The organism is Serratia sp. CMO1 (assembly GCF_015689115.1).
Lineage (GTDB): Bacteria > Pseudomonadota > Gammaproteobacteria > Enterobacterales > Enterobacteriaceae > Serratia > Serratia marcescens.
Genome location: NZ_CP065032.1, coordinates 4874978 through 4891515, shown reverse-complemented (window position 1 = coordinate 4891515; position 16538 = coordinate 4874978). Strand labels below are relative to the sequence as shown.

At 58.7% G+C, this 16538-nt stretch carries 16 protein-coding genes; 2 read left to right on the top strand and 14 right to left on the bottom strand.

Annotated features, from left to right (window positions below):
• Position 1 precedes the first annotated feature (1 nt).
• Positions 2 to 1339, bottom strand: a complete 1338-nt coding sequence (locus IT763_RS23260; RefSeq protein ID WP_004933851.1) for an NCS2 family permease — start codon at positions 1337 to 1339, stop codon at positions 2 to 4.
• 231 nt (positions 1340 to 1570) lie between these two features.
• Here IT763_RS23260 and IT763_RS23255 point away from each other — a divergent pair, with 231 nt between their 5' ends.
• Positions 1571 to 1975, top strand: coding sequence for an NUDIX domain-containing protein (locus tag IT763_RS23255; protein ID WP_151254675.1), 405 nt, complete (start codon positions 1571 to 1573; stop codon positions 1973 to 1975).
• A 46-nt stretch (positions 1976 to 2021) separates the two neighbouring features.
• A complete protein-coding gene (yieH, locus tag IT763_RS23250) occupies positions 2022 to 2690 on the top strand; it encodes a 6-phosphogluconate phosphatase (protein ID WP_016929610.1) in 669 nt (222 codons plus the stop codon).
• Here yieH and IT763_RS23245 read toward each other — a convergent pair.
• From IT763_RS23245 to atpG, 13 genes are all read right to left on the bottom strand, one after another.
• A complete protein-coding gene (locus IT763_RS23245) occupies positions 2687 to 3427 on the bottom strand; it encodes an amino acid ABC transporter permease (protein WP_004933841.1) in 741 nt (246 codons plus the stop codon). The genes yieH and IT763_RS23245 overlap by 4 nt on opposite strands.
• A gap of 1 nt (position 3428) precedes the next feature.
• Complete coding sequence (locus IT763_RS23240; RefSeq protein WP_015376137.1) at positions 3429 to 4142, bottom strand: amino acid ABC transporter permease; 714 nt, start codon at positions 4140 to 4142, stop codon at positions 3429 to 3431.
• 81 nt (positions 4143 to 4223) lie between these two features.
• Positions 4224 to 5063, bottom strand: coding sequence for an ABC transporter substrate-binding protein (locus IT763_RS23235; RefSeq protein WP_016929612.1), 840 nt, complete (start codon positions 5061 to 5063; stop codon positions 4224 to 4226).
• 168 nt (positions 5064 to 5231) lie between these two features.
• Entirely contained in the window at positions 5232 to 5966 is a 735-nt protein-coding gene (gene phoU, locus IT763_RS23230) for a phosphate signaling complex protein PhoU (protein WP_016929613.1), read from the bottom strand.
• 11 nt (positions 5967 to 5977) lie between these two features.
• Positions 5978 to 6748: a phosphate ABC transporter ATP-binding protein PstB gene (gene pstB / locus IT763_RS23225; RefSeq protein WP_016929614.1), complete on the bottom strand. Its 771-nt coding sequence runs from the start codon at positions 6746 to 6748 to the stop codon at positions 5978 to 5980.
• Positions 6749 to 6802: 54 nt separating this feature from the next.
• Positions 6803 to 7693, bottom strand: coding sequence for a phosphate ABC transporter permease PstA (pstA, locus tag IT763_RS23220; protein ID WP_004933824.1), 891 nt, complete (start codon positions 7691 to 7693; stop codon positions 6803 to 6805).
• A 1-nt stretch (position 7694) separates the two neighbouring features.
• Entirely contained in the window at positions 7695 to 8651 is a 957-nt protein-coding gene (gene pstC, locus IT763_RS23215; protein ID WP_016929615.1) for a phosphate ABC transporter permease PstC, read from the bottom strand.
• Between the two features lie 91 nt (positions 8652 to 8742).
• Positions 8743 to 9783, bottom strand: a complete 1041-nt coding sequence (gene pstS, locus IT763_RS23210) for a phosphate ABC transporter substrate-binding protein PstS (RefSeq protein WP_079450353.1) — start codon at positions 9781 to 9783, stop codon at positions 8743 to 8745.
• A 335-nt stretch (positions 9784 to 10118) separates the two neighbouring features.
• A complete protein-coding gene (glmS, locus tag IT763_RS23205; RefSeq protein ID WP_097103044.1) occupies positions 10119 to 11948 on the bottom strand; it encodes a glutamine--fructose-6-phosphate transaminase (isomerizing) in 1830 nt (609 codons plus the stop codon).
• Between the two features lie 152 nt (positions 11949 to 12100).
• Entirely contained in the window at positions 12101 to 13474 is a 1374-nt protein-coding gene (glmU, locus tag IT763_RS23200) for a bifunctional UDP-N-acetylglucosamine diphosphorylase/glucosamine-1-phosphate N-acetyltransferase GlmU (RefSeq protein ID WP_033634231.1), read from the bottom strand.
• 290 nt (positions 13475 to 13764) lie between these two features.
• Positions 13765 to 14184 (bottom strand): F0F1 ATP synthase subunit epsilon, encoded by a 420-nt coding sequence (locus IT763_RS23195; protein ID WP_004933814.1) that lies wholly within the window; start codon positions 14182 to 14184, stop codon positions 13765 to 13767.
• A gap of 20 nt (positions 14185 to 14204) precedes the next feature.
• On the bottom strand, positions 14205 to 15587 hold the full coding sequence (gene atpD, locus IT763_RS23190; protein WP_004933813.1) for a F0F1 ATP synthase subunit beta: 1383 nt from the start codon (positions 15585 to 15587) through the stop codon (positions 14205 to 14207).
• 32 nt (positions 15588 to 15619) lie between these two features.
• Positions 15620 to 16483 (bottom strand): F0F1 ATP synthase subunit gamma, encoded by an 864-nt coding sequence (gene atpG, locus IT763_RS23185; protein WP_004933811.1) that lies wholly within the window; start codon positions 16481 to 16483, stop codon positions 15620 to 15622.
• Positions 16484 to 16538 lie beyond the last annotated feature (55 nt).

The window sequence follows — 16538 nt, the reverse complement described above, 5'->3', positions numbered from 1 at the left end:
GTCAATGGCCGTCGACGAAGACGATCTTCAGCACGAACAGCAGCGCCACGACCACCACGCACGGGCTGATTTCACGCCAGCGGCCGGTGCCGAGCTTCATCACGCAGTAGGAGATAAAGCCGAGCGCGATGCCTTCGGTGATCGAGAAACTGAACGGCATCATCACCGCGGTGACAAACGCCGGTACCGCTTCGGTCAGATCGTCCCACTTCACCCGCGCCAGGCTGGAGGTCATCAGCACGCCGACATAGATCAGCGCGCCGGCGGCGGCATAAGCCGGCACCATGCCCGCCAACGGCGACAGGAAGATCACCAGCAGGAACAGCAGGCCGGTGACCACCGCCGTCAGACCGGTGCGGCCGCCGACGGCGACGCCGGACGAGCTTTCGATGTAAGCGGTCACGGAAGAGGTGCCCGCCAGCGAACCGGCCACTGAGCTGATGCTGTCAACGTACAGCGCCTGCTTCATGCGCGGGAACTTGCCCTGGTTGTCGGTCAGGCCGGCTTTATCGGTGACGCCGATCAGGGTGCCGGAAGAGTCGAACAGGTTCACCAGCATAAACGAGAAGATGACCCCGGCCAGCCCGATGTTCAGCGCGCCGGCCACGTCGACCTGGCCCACCACCGAGGTGATGCTCGGCGGCAGGGAGAACAGGCCGCCGTATTTCACGTCGCCCAGCATCCAGCCGATCAGGGTGGTGACCACGATCGACACCAGCACCGCCGCATGGAAGTTGCGCGAAGAGAGCACGGCGATGATGAAGAAGCCGAGCGCCCCCAGCAGCACGTTGTGCGAGGTCAGGCTGCCGATGGTCACCAGCGTGTCCGGGTTGGCCACCACGATGCCGGCGTTTTTCAGCCCCATCATGCCGATGAACAGCCCGATGCCGCTGGTGATGCCGACGCGCAGGCTGACCGGAATGTTGGCGATCATCCAGTAACGGATGCGGAAAATGGTCAGCAACAGCAGGCCGACCGCGCCCCAGAAGATGGCGCCCATGCCCACCTGCCAGGAAATGCCCATCGCCCCGACCACCACGAAGGCGAAGAAGGCGTTCAGGCCCATCGCCGGCGCCAGCGCCACCGGCAGGTTCGCCAGCAGGCCCATAAAGATGCTGCCGAAGGCGGCGATCAAACAGGTGGTGACAAATACTGCCTGGGTATCCATGCCCGCTGCGCCCAAAATTTGCGGGTTAACGAACACGATATACACCATGGTGAGGAAGGTGGTGATACCGGCAATCGTTTCCGTACGCGCCGTCGTGCCATGTTGCTTGAGTTTAAACACGCGCCCAAGCAAGCCTTGCTCAGCGTCAAGGCCAGATACTGGTTTGGTCATTATCAGAATTCCGAAAATGGGAATGGACAGTCGCCGGCTATCCTATAACAAAAAGTGGGGCTTTTGACGCCGGTAACAGGTTTTTTTCGCCGTCTTTACGGCTAAACGCGTCAACGGCTTGTATTTACAGGCATTCATCCCCCTTGCCGCCCGCTGCGTTGCCGTTTGCCGGCACGGCCGATAAAATGGCCTATCGCCCCTCTATCCCTATCCGTTAAAACAGGAATCCGCATGTCTCCGACCTTTATCGATAAGCTGGCGTTGATCGCGCTGAAAGATGACAAAGTGGCGCTGGTGCGCTCGCACAACAAGACGCTGTTTTATATGCCGGGCGGAAAGCGCGAAGCGGGCGAAACCGACGAACAGGCGCTGTGCCGCGAAATCGACGAAGAGCTGACCGTTGCGCTGCTGTCGCAATCCATCGCGTTTTACGGCGAGTTCACCGGCCCGGCGGACGGCAAGCAGGACGGTACCCAGGTGCGCATTCGCTGCTACCAGGCCGACTTTACCGGGCAGTTGCAGCCCGCCGCCGAAATCGCCGAGCTGAAGTGGTGCGACAGCCGCGATCTGCCGCAGTGCTCACACGTCGCCGCGCTGATTTTGCACGATCTCAAGGCGCGTAACCTGATCAAGTGATCGCTGAGTCGCCTCAGCGGCGTTAACCCGAAGGAACCTGTCCCGCATGAATCAGATTGACTGCATTTTGTTCGACTGCGACGGCACGCTGGTGGACAGCGAAGTGCTGTGCAGCAAAGCCTATGTCCATATGTTCGCCCACTACGGCATTCATCTGTCGCTGGAAGAGGTATTCAAGAAATACAAAGGGGTGAAGCTGTACGAGATTATCGATCGGGTCAATGCCGAGCAGGGCACTGACCTGGAAAAAGAGACGCTGGAGCCGCTGTATCGGCAGGAAGTGGCGCGGCTGTTCGACAGCGAGCTGCAACAGATTGCCGGCGCCCGCGAGCTGCTGGCGCAGGTGACGGTGCCTGTCTGCACCGTCTCCAACGGGCCGGTCAGCAAGATGCAGCACTCGCTCGGCCTGACCGGCATGCTGCCTTATTTTGATGACCGGTTGTTCAGCGGCTATGACATTCAGCGCTGGAAGCCGGATCCGGCGATCGTGTTTCACGCCGCCGAACAGATGCGGGTGCCGGTGACGCGCTGCATCCTGGTGGACGATTCGCCCGCCGGCGCGCAGGCCGGCATCAATGCCGGCATTCCGGTCTTTTACTTCTGCGCCGATCCGCATAATCCGCCGATCGATCACCCGCTGGTGACCACGTTTGACGACCTGGCTCAATTGCCCGCGCTGTGGCGCGAACGCGGCTGGCGGCTGACGGCCGATTAACTGGCCGGCAACGGCGGCTTGTTGCGCCACCAGCGCCAGGACCGCTTCAGCGCGCGGGTTTGCGCGCCGAAGCGGCGGTTGACCGCGTTGGCCAGCAGATCGAGCGCCAGGCAGAATACGAAATAGACCAGCGCCACAAACAGGAACACTTCCATCGGATAGACCATGCTGCGGTTGTTGACCTGGGTCGCCAGGAAGGTCAATTCGCCAACGCCGACGATATAAGCCAACGAGGTGTCTTTGATCAGAGAAATCCACTGGTTGATGAACGACGGCACCATCATGCGCAGCGCCTGCGGCAGCACGATCATGCGCAGCGTCTGCCAGCGCGTCAGCCCCAGAGAAAGCCCGGCCTGCCACTGGCCGGGACCGATCGCGGCGATGCCGGCCTTCACCGCATGTGCCAGATAGGCCGAGGCGATCAGCGCCAGCGCACACACCACGGTGGTAATTTCCGGGATCTCGACGCCAAACACCATCGGCAGCAGGAAATAGGTCCAGAAGATCAGCATGATGACCGGAATGGCGCGGAAAAAGCCCAACACCGCCGCCAGCAGCCCGGCGGCGACGCCGCGCGACATCGCCAGCGCCACGCCGAGTAAGGTGCCGAGCACCGCCGAGGCCACGCCGGCCATCAGGCTGATCGCCAACGTCAGCGCCGCGCCGCCCAGCGGCCCATCCGGCCAGGTGCCCCACAGCAGGTAACCCAGGTTGTCGTGAATCACGCTGAAATCCATCTCAATGTCCTCCCAGCGGTTTACGCTGTTGTCGCCACATGCCCCAACCTTCCAGCAGCGCGATGATGGCGATATACAGTACCGTCGCCACGCCGAACGCCTGGAAGGTGCGCAGGGTTTCGGTTTCGACCTGACGCGAGGCGTAAGAGAGTTCGGCAACGCCGATCGCCATGGTCAGCGACGAGTTCTTGATCACGTTCATGTATTGCCCCAGCAGCGGCGGCAGCGCGATTTTCAGCGCCTGCGGCAACACCACGTAGCGCATCGCCTGCCAGCCGGTCAGCCCCAGCGCCTGAGCGGCATATTTCTGCCCGCCGGCGACGCCGCGAATGCCGGAACGGATCTCTTCGGCGATAAAGGCGGTGGAGTAGAGCGTCAGGCCGAAGAAACCGGCGAGAAACTCGAACGACGGCCACTCAAGCGGGCCGATCTGATGGGCGCTGTTCAGCCACTGCATGGCGGCGGACGGCAAGATCTGCCCGGCGGCGAAGTACCAGAAGAACAGCTGCACCAGCAGCGGCGTATTGCGAAACAGCGAGCTGTAGCCCATCGCCAGCCAGCGCAATGGCCGCAGGCTGCTGTCGCGCATCGCCGCCAGCACGAAGCCCAGCAGCGTGGCCGCCAGGCCCGCGCAGGCGGAAAGCCACAGCGTCAGCAGAAAGCCGTGCCACAGCCAGCTCAGGTATTGCGGCGCCAGCAGCCAGTCCAGATTCATGTTCAATCCTTGTCTTGCAGAATGCATCAGGGGCGCAGCAAGCTGCGCCCCTCCGTACCGATCTCACCGCGCGCGGTTAAATCAGGCTTTCGGTTGCTGATCCAAAGGCGCGATTTTGAAATCGCCGCGCGGCTGGGCGGATTTGGTTTCCGGCCCGAACCAGCGATCGTAAATCTTAACCGCTTCGCCGTCGTTTTCCAGCTTGATCAGCGTCTCATTCACCGCGGCGGTCAAGCGATCTTCGCCCTTGGGAATGCCCACGCCCTGATACTCTTTGGTCAGGCTGAACGGCGAAATTTCAAATTCCGCCTTCTGCGCCGCCGGCAGGTTGCCGAGCAGGCCGACCAGCTTGGCGTCGTCCTGAGTGATCGCCTGCACGTTGCCGTTGCGCAGCGCCACGAACGCCAGCGGGGTATCATCGTAAGAGATCACTTTCGCCGTCGGGAAACGCTCGCGCAGGGTGATTTCCTGCACCGTGCCCTTGTCCGCGCCGATGCGCAGCTTCTTGATGTCTTCCGGGGTTTTCAATACGCCTTTGCGGGCGATGAATTTCTGGCCGGTGGCGAAATACGGCACGCTGAAGTTCACTTCCTTGGCGCGCTCGTCGGTAATGGTGAAGTTGGCGGCAATCAGGTCAACCTTCTTCGACACCAGCAGCGGAATGCGGTTGGCCGGGTTGGTGGCGCGCAGCTCCACTTTCACCCCCAGCGCTTTGCCGATCGCGTCGGCGACGTCCACATCGTAGCCCACCAGCTTTTTGCTCTGCGGATCGATGTAGCCGAACGGCGGGTTGCTGTCGAACACCGCGATACGCACCACGCCGGCTTGCTTGATATCGTCAAGTTTGTCCGCGTGCGCGGCGCCGGCGGCGAGGCCGGTCAGACTGGCTAACAACGTTAAGGCCAAAGCGCGATGTTTCATAGAAAGCTCCTAAGTGGTTGATGTCCTGCTGGCGAATAAGCTAGCAAGCGCCACATAGGTCAGGAAATAATATAAAAAGCTATATTTATAACCTTTTTATCTTTACGCGCTTAAGATGGAATAAAGGCGCGGGAAACCGCGCCTTTGAAGGATATTACCCGGAAAGAGTTAGTCGGCCTTTTCGTCTTTACCGCCCGGAGAGAGCAGCTTTTCCAGGGCATCGCCGCCCAAATGACGGAAATCCTGCCCCTTGACGAAATAGAAGATAAATTCGCAGATGTTCTGACAGCGGTCGCCGATACGCTCGATAGAGCGGGCGCAGAACAGCGCGGTCAGCACGCTCGGAATGGTGCGCGAGTCTTCCATCATGTAGGTCATCAGCTGACGCACGATGCCTTCGTATTCCTGGTCGACCTTTTTATCTTCGCGGTAAATACGGATCGCTTCGTCCAGATCCATGCGCGCGAACGCGTCCAGCACGTCGTGCAGCATCTGCACGGTGTGGCGCCCCAGCGACTCCAGACTGACCAGCAGCGGCTGATGCTGGTGCGAGAACTTTTCCAGCGCGGTGCGGCAGATCTTGTCCGCCACGTCGCCGATGCGCTCCAGCTCGGAAATGGTTTTGATGATCGCCATCACCAGGCGCAGATCGCTGGCGGTCGGCTGGCGCTTGGCGATGATGCGCACGCACGCTTCGTCGATCGCCACTTCCATCATGTTGACCTTGGCGTCGCCTTCAATTACGCGCTTGGCCAACTCGCCATCCTGATTGTGCATCGCAGTGATGGCGTCGGTCAGCTGTTGCTCCACCAGCCCGCCCATGGTCAGCACCTGGGTGCGGATATGCTCGAGCTCTGCGTTGAACTGGCCGGAAATGTGTTTGTTTAAATTCAGGTTATCCATGATGCTTCCTATCAACCATAACGGCCAGTGATGTAGTCTTCAGTCTGCTTTTTCTGCGGCGCAGTGAACAGGTTATCAGTATCACTGAACTCGATCAGCTCGCCCAGATACATAAATGCGGTAGAGTCGGAGCAGCGCGCTGCCTGCTGCATGTTGTGCGTCACGATCACCACGGTGTAATCGGCCTTCAGTTCACTGATCAGCTCTTCAATCTTGCCGGTAGAGATCGGATCCAGCGCCGAGCAAGGCTCATCCAGCAACAGCACTTCCGGACGAATGGCGATGCCGCGGGCGATGCACAGACGCTGCTGCTGGCCGCCGGAGAGGCTGTAGCCGCTCTGGTGCAGCTTGTCCTTGGTTTCGTTCCACAACGCCGCCTTGGTCAGCGCCCACTGCACGCGCTCGTCCATATCGGCGCGCGACAGCTTTTCAAACAGGCGAACGCCGAAAGCGATGTTGTCGTAAATCGACATCGGGAACGGCGTCGGCTTCTGGAACACCATGCCGACCTTGGCGCGCAGCAACGCGATATCCGAGTTGTCGGTCAGGATGTTCTGGCCGTCCAGCAGAATGCCGCCTTCCGCACGCTGTTCCGGGTAGAGCTGGTACATCTTGTTAAAGGTGCGCAGCAGGGTGGATTTGCCGCAGCCGGATGGGCCGATAAACGCGGTGACCTTGTTCTTGGCGATATCCAGCGTGATGTTCTTCAGCGCATGGAATTTGCCGTAGTAGAAGTTCAGATCGCGTACCTGAATTTTGCTGCTGGAAGCGTCAGTAACCATACTCATCAAGACTTCTCTCTTTTCATCAGCGCCGCCAAAGCGGCGCTCAAAATTTTACGAATGCTTTTTCTTGGCGAAAATTACGCGCGCCAGGATATTCAGTAACAGTACGCACAGGGTGATCAACAGCACCCCGGCCCAGGCCAACTGTTGCCATTCGGCGAACGGGCTCATGGCGAATTTGAAGATGGTCACCGGCAGGTTGGCGATCGGCTGCATCAGGTCGGTGCTCCAGAACTGGTTCGACAGCGAGGTGAATAGCAGCGGCGCGGTTTCCCCCGCGATGCGCGCAATCGCCAGCAGCACGCCGGTGATGATGCCGGACACCGACGCCTTCAGCGTGATGGCGGAAATCATGCGCCATTTCGGCGTGCCCAGGGCATAGGCGGCCTCGCGCAGCGTATCCGGCACCAGCTTCAGCATGTTCTCGGTGGTGCGAATGACGATCGGCACCTGCAGCAACGCCAGCGCCACGATGCCGGCCCAACCGGAGAAGTGTTCCATCTTCGCCACCACGATGGTGTAAACGAACAGGCCCACCACGATCGACGGTGCGGACAGCAGGATGTCGTTGATAAAGCGGATCACTTCCGCCAGCCAAGATTTACGGCCGTATTCCGCCAGGTAGATGCCGGCCATGATGCCCAGCGGCGTACCGAAGAGGGTCGCCCACAGGATCAACAGGCCGCTGCCGGCGATGGCGTTGGCCAGGCCGCCGCCCGCGGTATTCGGCGGCGGGGTCATCTCGGTGAACAGCGCCAGCGACATGCCGTCGAAGCCTTTGGTGACGGTAGCGATCAGGATCCAGATCAGCCAGAACAGCCCGAACGCCATGGTCGCCATCGACAGGAACAGCGCGAGGCGATTTTTCTGCCGGCGCCAGGCCTGCATTTTGCGGCGGCTTTCCGCCAGAACGACTGCGTTTTGCATATCCATCGTCGCCATGTTAACGCCCCTCATTCTTGGCCAGACGCATGATCATCAGTTTCGACAGCGCCAGCACGATAAAGGTGATAACAAACAGAATCAGGCCCAGCTCCATCAGTGCGGCGGTGTGCACGCCGGACTCGGCCTCGGCGAATTCGTTGGCCAGCGCCGAGGTGATGCTGTTGCCCGGCATGTACAGCGAAGCGCTGTCGAGCTGGTAAGTGTTGCCGATGATAAAGGTCACCGCCATGGTCTCCCCCAGCGCACGGCCCAGGCCCAGCATCACCCCGCCGATGACGCCGTTTTTGGTGAACGGCAGCACGATGCGCCAGATGACTTCCCAGGTGGTGCAGCCGATGCCGTAGGCCGACTCTTTCATCATCACCGGGGTCTGTTCGAACACGTCGCGCATCACTGCGGCGATGTAAGGAATGATCATGATCGCCAGGATCACCCCGGCGGCCAGGATGCCGATGCCGAAGGCCGGGCCGGAGAACAGCTCGCCGACGATTGGAATGCCCGACAGCACGTCGCCCACCGGCGTCTGGAAGTATTCGGCGAACAGCGGGGCGAACACGAACAGTCCCCACATGCCGTAGACGATGCTCGGAATGGCCGCCAGCAGCTCAATGGCGATGCCCAGCGGCCGCTTCAGCCAGTTCGGCGCCAGTTCGGTCAGGAACAGCGCGATGCCGAAGCTCACCGGCACGGCGATGATCAACGCGATAAGCGAGGTGACCACGGTGCCGTAGATCGGCACCAGCGCGCCGAACTGCTCCGCCGGCGCGTCCCACTCTTTGGTCCACAGGAACGCAAAGCCGAATTTCTGCATGCTTGGCCAGGAGGCGAAGATCAGCGAAACGATGATGCCGCCCAGCAACAATAGGGTAATCAGCGCAGCCAGTCTCACCAGCGCGCTGAAAATGATGTCACCGTTTTTGCCCGGTGCTTTGATGGTCGGCTTGTACTCAGCCATAGATTACTCTCTGTTTGAACCCTGGCAGCCCCAACCGGGATCGGAGCCTGAAGAACTGTGTGGGGCGCGGCGAACCCGCGCCCCTGCGTTGTTAGTACAGCGCTTTACCTGAACTGTCTTTTACGTTGGTTTTCCAGGCCGCACGCACCTGCTCAACCACTTCTGCCGGCAGGGTGGCGTAATCCAGCTCGTTAGCTTGTTTTGCACCGGTTTTGTAGGCCCAGTCGAAGAACTTCAGCACTTCGGCGCCCTGAACAGGGTTTTTCTGCTCTTTGTGCACCAGGATGAAGGTGGTGGAGGTGATTGGCCACACGTTGTCGCCTTTCTGGTCAGTCAGATCCTGAGCAAAGGTTTTGCTCCAATCTGCACCTTTGGCGGCGTTGCTGAAGCTCTCTTCGGTCGGGCTGACCGGTTTGCCGTCAGCGGACACCAGCTTGGTGTAAGCCAGGTTGTTCTGCTTGGCGTAAGCGTATTCTACGTAGCCGATAGAGCCTGGCAGACGCTGAACGAAGGCGGCGATGCCGTCGTTGCCTTTACCGCCCAGACCGGTCGGCCAGTTAACGGTAGAACCGGCGCCAATCTTTTCTTTCCACTGCGCATTGGCTTTGGACAGGTAGCTGGTGAACACGAACGAAGTGCCGGAACCGTCGGCGCGGCGCACTACGGCGATGTTTTGGTCAGGCAGTTTCACGCCTGGGTTCAGCTTGGTGATAGCCGGATCGTTCCATTTTTTGACGTTGCCCAGGTAGATATCGCCCAGGGTTTTGCCGTCCAGCGTCAGTTCGCCGGATTTGATGCCCGGGATATTCACCGCCAGCACCACGCCGCCGATCACGGTCGGGAACTGGAACAGGCCGTCGGCCGCCAGCTTGTCGTCAGACAGCGGGGCGTCGGAAGCGCCAAAGTCAACGGTGTTGGCCACGATTTGCTTTACGCCGCCAGAGGAGCCGATGCCCTGATAGTTAACTTTGTTGCCGGTTTCTTTCTGATAAGAATCTGCCCACTTGGCGTAAACCGGAGCGGGGAATGTCGCACCTGCACCGGTCAGGCTGGCAGCAGCGAACGCGGACACGGCGGTCAGGGAGAAGGTCGCTGCCACAATACTGGCGACGGTGGTACGCATCAGTTTCATAATCCCTCCTAATGGGATACTTAAAATCGACTTCGAGTCGTTTTAATCAGAGTAAGTATTGCTGCAGGAGGGAAAATAGGACAGTTTGGTGACAGAAAAATGTACGCAATATGACAGTTATATTACAGTGCATTTAATGAGTGTTTGTTTGTATTTAAATCATAAGGTTAGCCGTGAAACAGCACATTTCCCAAGCAATAAAAAACCGGCTTGGCGCGGCCTATCCGCTTGAATATGACAACGTTTATCACCGAAACGGCAGCGCTGTCATCTTTAAGGTCACTCATGAAAAAAGCCGGCGCTAAGGCCGGCTTTTGCAGTTTACCTGCGGCAAATTACTCTACGGTGACAGACTTCGCCAGGTTGCGCGGCTGGTCAACGTCGGTGCCTTTGATCAGCGCCACATGGTAAGACAGCAGCTGCAACGGCACGGTGTAGAAGATCGGCGCGACGATTTCCTCGACGTGCGGCAGAGGAATGATGGTCATGCCTTCGCTGCTGACGAAGCCGGCGTCCTGATCGGCGAACACGTACAGCTGGCCGCCGCGCGCGCGCACTTCTTCAATGTTGGACTTCAGCTTTTCCAGCAGTTCGTTGTTCGGCGCCACCACAATCACCGGCATATCGGCGTCGATCAGCGCCAGCGGGCCGTGTTTCAACTCGCCCGCCGCATAAGCTTCGGCGTGAATATAGGAGATCTCTTTCAGCTTCAGCGCCCCTTCCATGGCGATCGGATACTGATCGCCACGGCCGAGGAACAGCGCATGGTGCTTGTCGGAGAAGCCTTCCGCCAGCGCTTCGATATCTTTATCCATCGACAGCATCTGCTCGATACGCGCCGGCAACGCCTGCAGACCATGCACGATCTCGTGCTCCACGCTTTCCGCCATGCCTTTCAGACGGCCCAGGCGCGCCACCAGCATCAACAGCACGGTGAGCTGCGTGGTGAAGGCTTTGGTCGAGGCTACGCCGATTTCCGTGCCCGCTTTGGTCATCAACGCCAGATCGGATTCACGCACCAGCGAAGAGCCGGCAACGTTACAAACGGCCAGCGAACCGAGATAACCCAGTTCTTTGGACAGGCGCAGCGCCGCCAGAGTGTCGGCGGTTTCGCCGGACTGCGACAGAGTGATGATCAGGCTGCCCGGACGCACCGCCGATTTGCGGTAACGGAATTCGGACGCGATCTCGACATCGCACGGCACGCCGGCCAGCGCTTCGAACCAGTAACGCGCCACCATACCGGAGTGGTAAGAAGTGCCACAGGCGATAATCTGCACGTGCTGCACCTTGGCGAGCAGCTCGTCGGCGTGCGGCCCCAGCTCACTCAGGTTGATTTGGCCATGACTGAAACGCCCTTCCAGGGTGTTTTTCAGCGCCAGCGGCTGTTCGTAAATCTCTTTTTGCATGTAGTGGCGGTAAGCGCCCTTGTCGCCGGCGTCATACTGCACCTGGGACTCGATCTCAGGGCGCTCGATGGCGTTGCCCTGTTTGTCGAAAATATTGACGGTGCGGCGAGTCACTTCCACCACGTCGCCCTCTTCCAGGAAGATGAAGCGGCGGGTGACCGGTAGCAGCGCCAGCTGATCGGAAGCGATAAAGTTTTCCCCAACGCCGCGGCCGATAACCAGCGGGCTACCGGAACGCGCCGCGACCAGCACGCTCGGATCGCGGCTGTCCATCACCACGGTGCCATAAGCGCCGCGCAGCTGCGGGATCACGCGCTGAACCACTTCCAGCAGCGTACCGCCTTGCAGTTGTTCCCAGTGCACCAGGTGCGCAATCACTTCGGTATCGGTTTCAGAGCTGAAACGGTAACCGCGTTCAATCAGCAGTTCGCGCAGCGGCTCGTGGTTTTCGATGATGCCGTTATGCACCACGGTAATGTAGTCGGAAACATGCGGGTGCGCGTTCGCTTCGGTCGGTTCACCGTGCGTAGCCCAACGGGTGTGAGCGATGCCGGTACCGCCGTGCAGATCGGTTTGTTCCGCCGCTTCGGCCAGCTTTTGTACCTTGCCAACGCGACGCAGGCGACTGACGTTGCCTTTTTCATCGACCACCGCCAGACCGGCGGAGTCATAACCGCGGTACTCGAGACGACGTAAACCTTCCAACAGGATTTCTGCGATATCACGTTGCGCTACTGCGCCTACAATTCCACACATTCAGTTATATTCCTAATGAACGCCCTTCATGGGCGCTTTCGATGCCTTGACCTGATTTTTGCCGGTTTTTACCGTGCGCCCCCGAGCCTGTAGATGGTGGGGATTATTATGTTTTGTATTGGGCTCGTGAACGGAGCCCAACGCAAAACACACTATGACTTCTTCTTCACCGGACGTTGCCAGCCCTGAATGTGCACCTGCTTGACGCGGCTCAACACCAGTTCGTTCTCGGCGATATCGCGCGTCACCGTGGTGCCGGCGGCGATGGTGGAGCCTTTGCCGACCGACACCGGCGCCACCAGCTGAGTATCGGAACCGACGAACACGCCGTCGCCGATCAGCGTCTTGTGCTTGTTGGCGCCATCGTAGTTGCAGGTGATGGTGCCGGCGCCGATATTCACGTCATCGCCGATTTCAGCATCGCCCAGGTAGCTGAGGTGACCGGCCTTGGAGCCTTTGCCCAGGCGCGCCTTTTTCATTTCCACGAAGTTGCCGACGTGAGCCCCTGCCGCCAGCTCCGCGCCTGGGCGCAAGCGGGCGAACGGCCCCACCGTGCAGTCTGCTTCCAGCACGCTGTCTTCCAGCACGCTGTAAGGGCTGATCTCGCAGTCATCACCGATCACGCAGTTTTTCAGCACGCAGCCGGCGCCGATTCTCACCCGATCGCCCAGCTTGACGTGACCTTCGATAATCACATTCGCATCAATAGTGATGTCACGGCCGTGAACAAGTTCCCCGCGCAGATCGAAACGCGCCGGATCCAGCAGCATCACGCCGGCCAACAGCAGCTTTTCAGACTGTTCCGACTGGAATACGCGCTCCAGAGTCGCCAGCTGCAGACGGTTGTTCACACCTTCCACTTCACTTAAACGCGACGGGTGCACGGCTTCGATTTTCTTGCCGTCGGCATGGGCCAACGCAATGATATCGGTGATGTAAAACTCGCCCTGTGCGTTGTCGTTATTCAACATTCCCAGCCAGCGTTTCAGATCGCGCCCGTTCGCCACCAGGATGCCGGTATTGATCTCGTTGATCTGCCGCTGCGCTTCACTGGCGTCTTTATGCTCGACGATACCCACCACGTCGCCGTTCTCACGCACGATGCGGCCATAGCCGCTCGGATCGTCCAGCTTGACCGTCAGCAGGCCGATGCCGCCCTGCGGTTTAGCCGCCAACAGGCGTTGCAGCGTATCGACGGAGATCAGCGGCACGTCGCCGTACAGCATCAGCACGTCTTCATCATCGGCAAAATGCGGCGCGGCCTGCTGCATTGCGTGACCGGTACCCAGTTGCTCGGCCTGCAGCACCCAGTTCAGCGCGCCGTCAGTCAACGTGCTTTTCAGCAAATCGCCGCCGTGGCCGTATACCAGGTGAACATGTTGCGCACCCAGCTTCATCGCGGCATCAATGACGTGTTGCACCATCGGCTTGCCGGCCAACGGGTGCAACACTTTGGGAAGATCGGAATACATGCGCGTACCCTTGCCTGCGGCGAGGATAACTACGCTCATTGCGCTGTTCGACATAAGCAACCTGATAACTCCATTTTGATAGACGAAAGTAAAACCGTTTAGCGACGATATTACTACATATTTCTCATCACGAACCCGGCGCAGGCCGCGCGGCGCGTGGTCTGTCACCACCATGCCCAATTCAGCTCCAGGGCAAAAAAACTGTCGGCGTTCGGCGACGTTTCTTGCCCGATATCAGGGGTTATACACCACTCTGCCAGCCGGGCCGAAATGCTTATTTTAAAGTAAAAAAAAAGCGACCCTATGGGCCGCTTTCTTAAAGTTGGGTGCAGAGCACCCAAACATTACATCGCTTTTCTGGTGAGCTCGATAACGCGCAGTTTTGCGATCGCTTTCGCCAGTTCAGCGGATGCCTGAGCATAGTCGACATCGCCATGAGAGCTGCGAATGTGTTCTTCAGCTTTACGCTTAGCTTCCAACGCTCTCGCTTCGTCGAGGTCAGTACCACGGATAGCAGTGTCCGCCAGCACGGTAACCACGCTCGGCTGCACCTCGAGGATGCCGCCGGACAGGTAGATGAACTCTTCTTCACCGTGCTGCTTAACAATACGCACCATGCCAGGCTTGATGGCAGTCAGCAGCGGCGCATGGCCAGGGAAGATCCCCAGTTCACCTTCGCTGCCTGTCACCTGGATCTTCTGCACCAGGCCGGAAAACATCTGTTTTTCCGCGCTGACTACATCCAGATGGTAAGTCATAGCCATATCACCCTCCTCTCAAGGCGTTACAGTTTCTTGGCTTTTTCCACTGCTTCTTCAATGGTGCCAACCATGTAGAACGCCTGCTCCGGCAGGTGGTCATAGTCGCCGTCCATAATGCCTTTGAAACCACGGATGGTGTCTTTCAGCGATACGAACTTGCCCGGAGAACCGGTGAAGACTTCTGCCACGAAGAACGGCTGAGACAGGAAGCGTTGGATCTTACGCGCACGGGATACGACCAGCTTGTCTTCTTCAGACAGCTCGTCCATACCCAGGATCGCGATGATATCTTTCAGTTCCTGGTAGCGTTGCAGAATGGACTGCACGCCACGCGCTACGTCGTAGTGCTCCTGGCCAACGACCAGCGGATCCAGCTGACGGCTGGTGGAATCCAGCGGGTCAACGGCCGGGTAGATACCCAGAGAAGCGATGTTACGGCTCAGTACCACGGTTGCGTCCAAGTGCGCAAAGGTGGTGGCTGGAGACGGGTCAGTCAAGTCATCCGCAGGAACGTAAACGGCCTGTACGGAAGTGATGGAACCGGTCTTGGTCGAGGTGATACGTTCTTGCAGAACGCCCATCTCTTCCGCCAGCGTTGGCTGATAACCTACCGCGGATGGCATACGGCCCAGAAGTGCGGACACTTCGGTACCGGCCAGGGTGTAACGGTAGATGTTGTCAACGAACAGCAGAACGTCACGGCCTTCGTCACGGAATTTCTCCGCCATGGTCAGACCGGTCAGCGCAACGCGCAGACGGTTACCTGGTGGCTCGTTCATCTGGCCGTAAACCAGGGATACTTTGTCCAGAACGTTGGAGTCGGTCATTTCGTGGTAGAAGTCGTTACCCTCACGAGTACGCTCGCCCACGCCCGCAAACACGGAATAACCGGAGTGCTCGATCGCGATGTTACGGATCAGCTCCATCATGTTTACGGTTTTACCTACGCCCGCACCGCCGAACAGACCGACTTTACCGCCCTTGGCGAACGGACAAATCAGGTCCATTACCTTGATACCGGTTTCCAGCAGTTCCTGAGAGCTGGACAGCTCTTCGTAGCTTGGCGCCGCGCGGTGAATCGCCCAACGCTCTTCTTCGCCGATGTCGCCTTTCATGTCGATCGGTTGACCCAATACGTTCATGATACGACCCAGGGTAGCTTTACCCACCGGCACTTCAATCGGGTGGTCCAGGTTGTTCACTTTCAGACCGCGACGCAGACCGTCGGAGGTCCCCATTGCGATACAGCGAACCACGCCACCGCCCAGCTGTTGCTGAACTTCCAACACCAGTTTTTCGGTGCCGTTTTCTACCTCAAGGGCGTCGTACACTTTCGGTACGGCATCCTGAGGGAACTCGACGTCCACCACGGCGCCGATTACCTGGATAATCTTTCCAGTAGCCATCTTGAATCCTCTACGTAATTCGTAAACCTAGCTTAAACCGCGGAGGCTCCCGAAACGATCTCGGTGAGTTCCTGAGTGATGCTGGCCTGACGCGCCTTGTTGTATACCAACTGCAGCTCTTTGATCAGGCTACCGCCGTTATCGGTTGCGGCTTTCATCGCGACCATTCGTGCGGCCTGCTCGCTGGCCAGGTTTTCCACGACGCCCTGATAAACCTGCGACTCCACATAGCGGCGCAGCAAGGTATCAAGCAGCACTTTTGGATCGGGTTCATACAGGTAATCCCAAGGCGTTTTCTTCAGCTCTTCGTCATCGGCTGGCGGTAACGGCAGTAGCTGAAGCACTTGCGGCTCTTGGGACATCGTATTAACAAATTTGTTGCTGACAATGTACAGCTTGTCCAAACGACCTTCGTCGTAGGCCTGCAGCATCACTTTCACCGGCCCGATCAGATCCGACAGGGAAGGTTTGTCCCCCATGCCGGTCACCTGGGCAACCACGTTGCCGCCCACGGAACCAAAGAAAGAGGCCGCTTTAGAGCCAATCAGCGCCAAGTCGGTTTCGACGCCTTTTTCGGACCAGGCTTTCATCTCCGCCAGCAGCTTTTTGAACAGGTTGATGTTCAAGCCGCCGCAGAGACCACGGTCAGTAGACACCACCAGATACCCGACGCGCTTAACGTCACGCTCATCCAGGTACGGGTGCTTGTACTCCAGATTCCCTAACGCAAGGTGACCAATCACTTTGCGCATGGTCTCTGCATAAGGACGGCTGGCCGCCATGCGATCCTGCGATTTACGCATTTTGGAGGCGGCGACCATTTCCATCGCTTTAGTGATCTTTTGCGTGTTTTGCACGCTAGCGATCTTACTACGTATCTCTTTTGCGCCGGCCATCTCTGCTTCTCCTCAGTGCCAGACGGCCTGCTGTCTTTCAACAGCAGGACCGTTC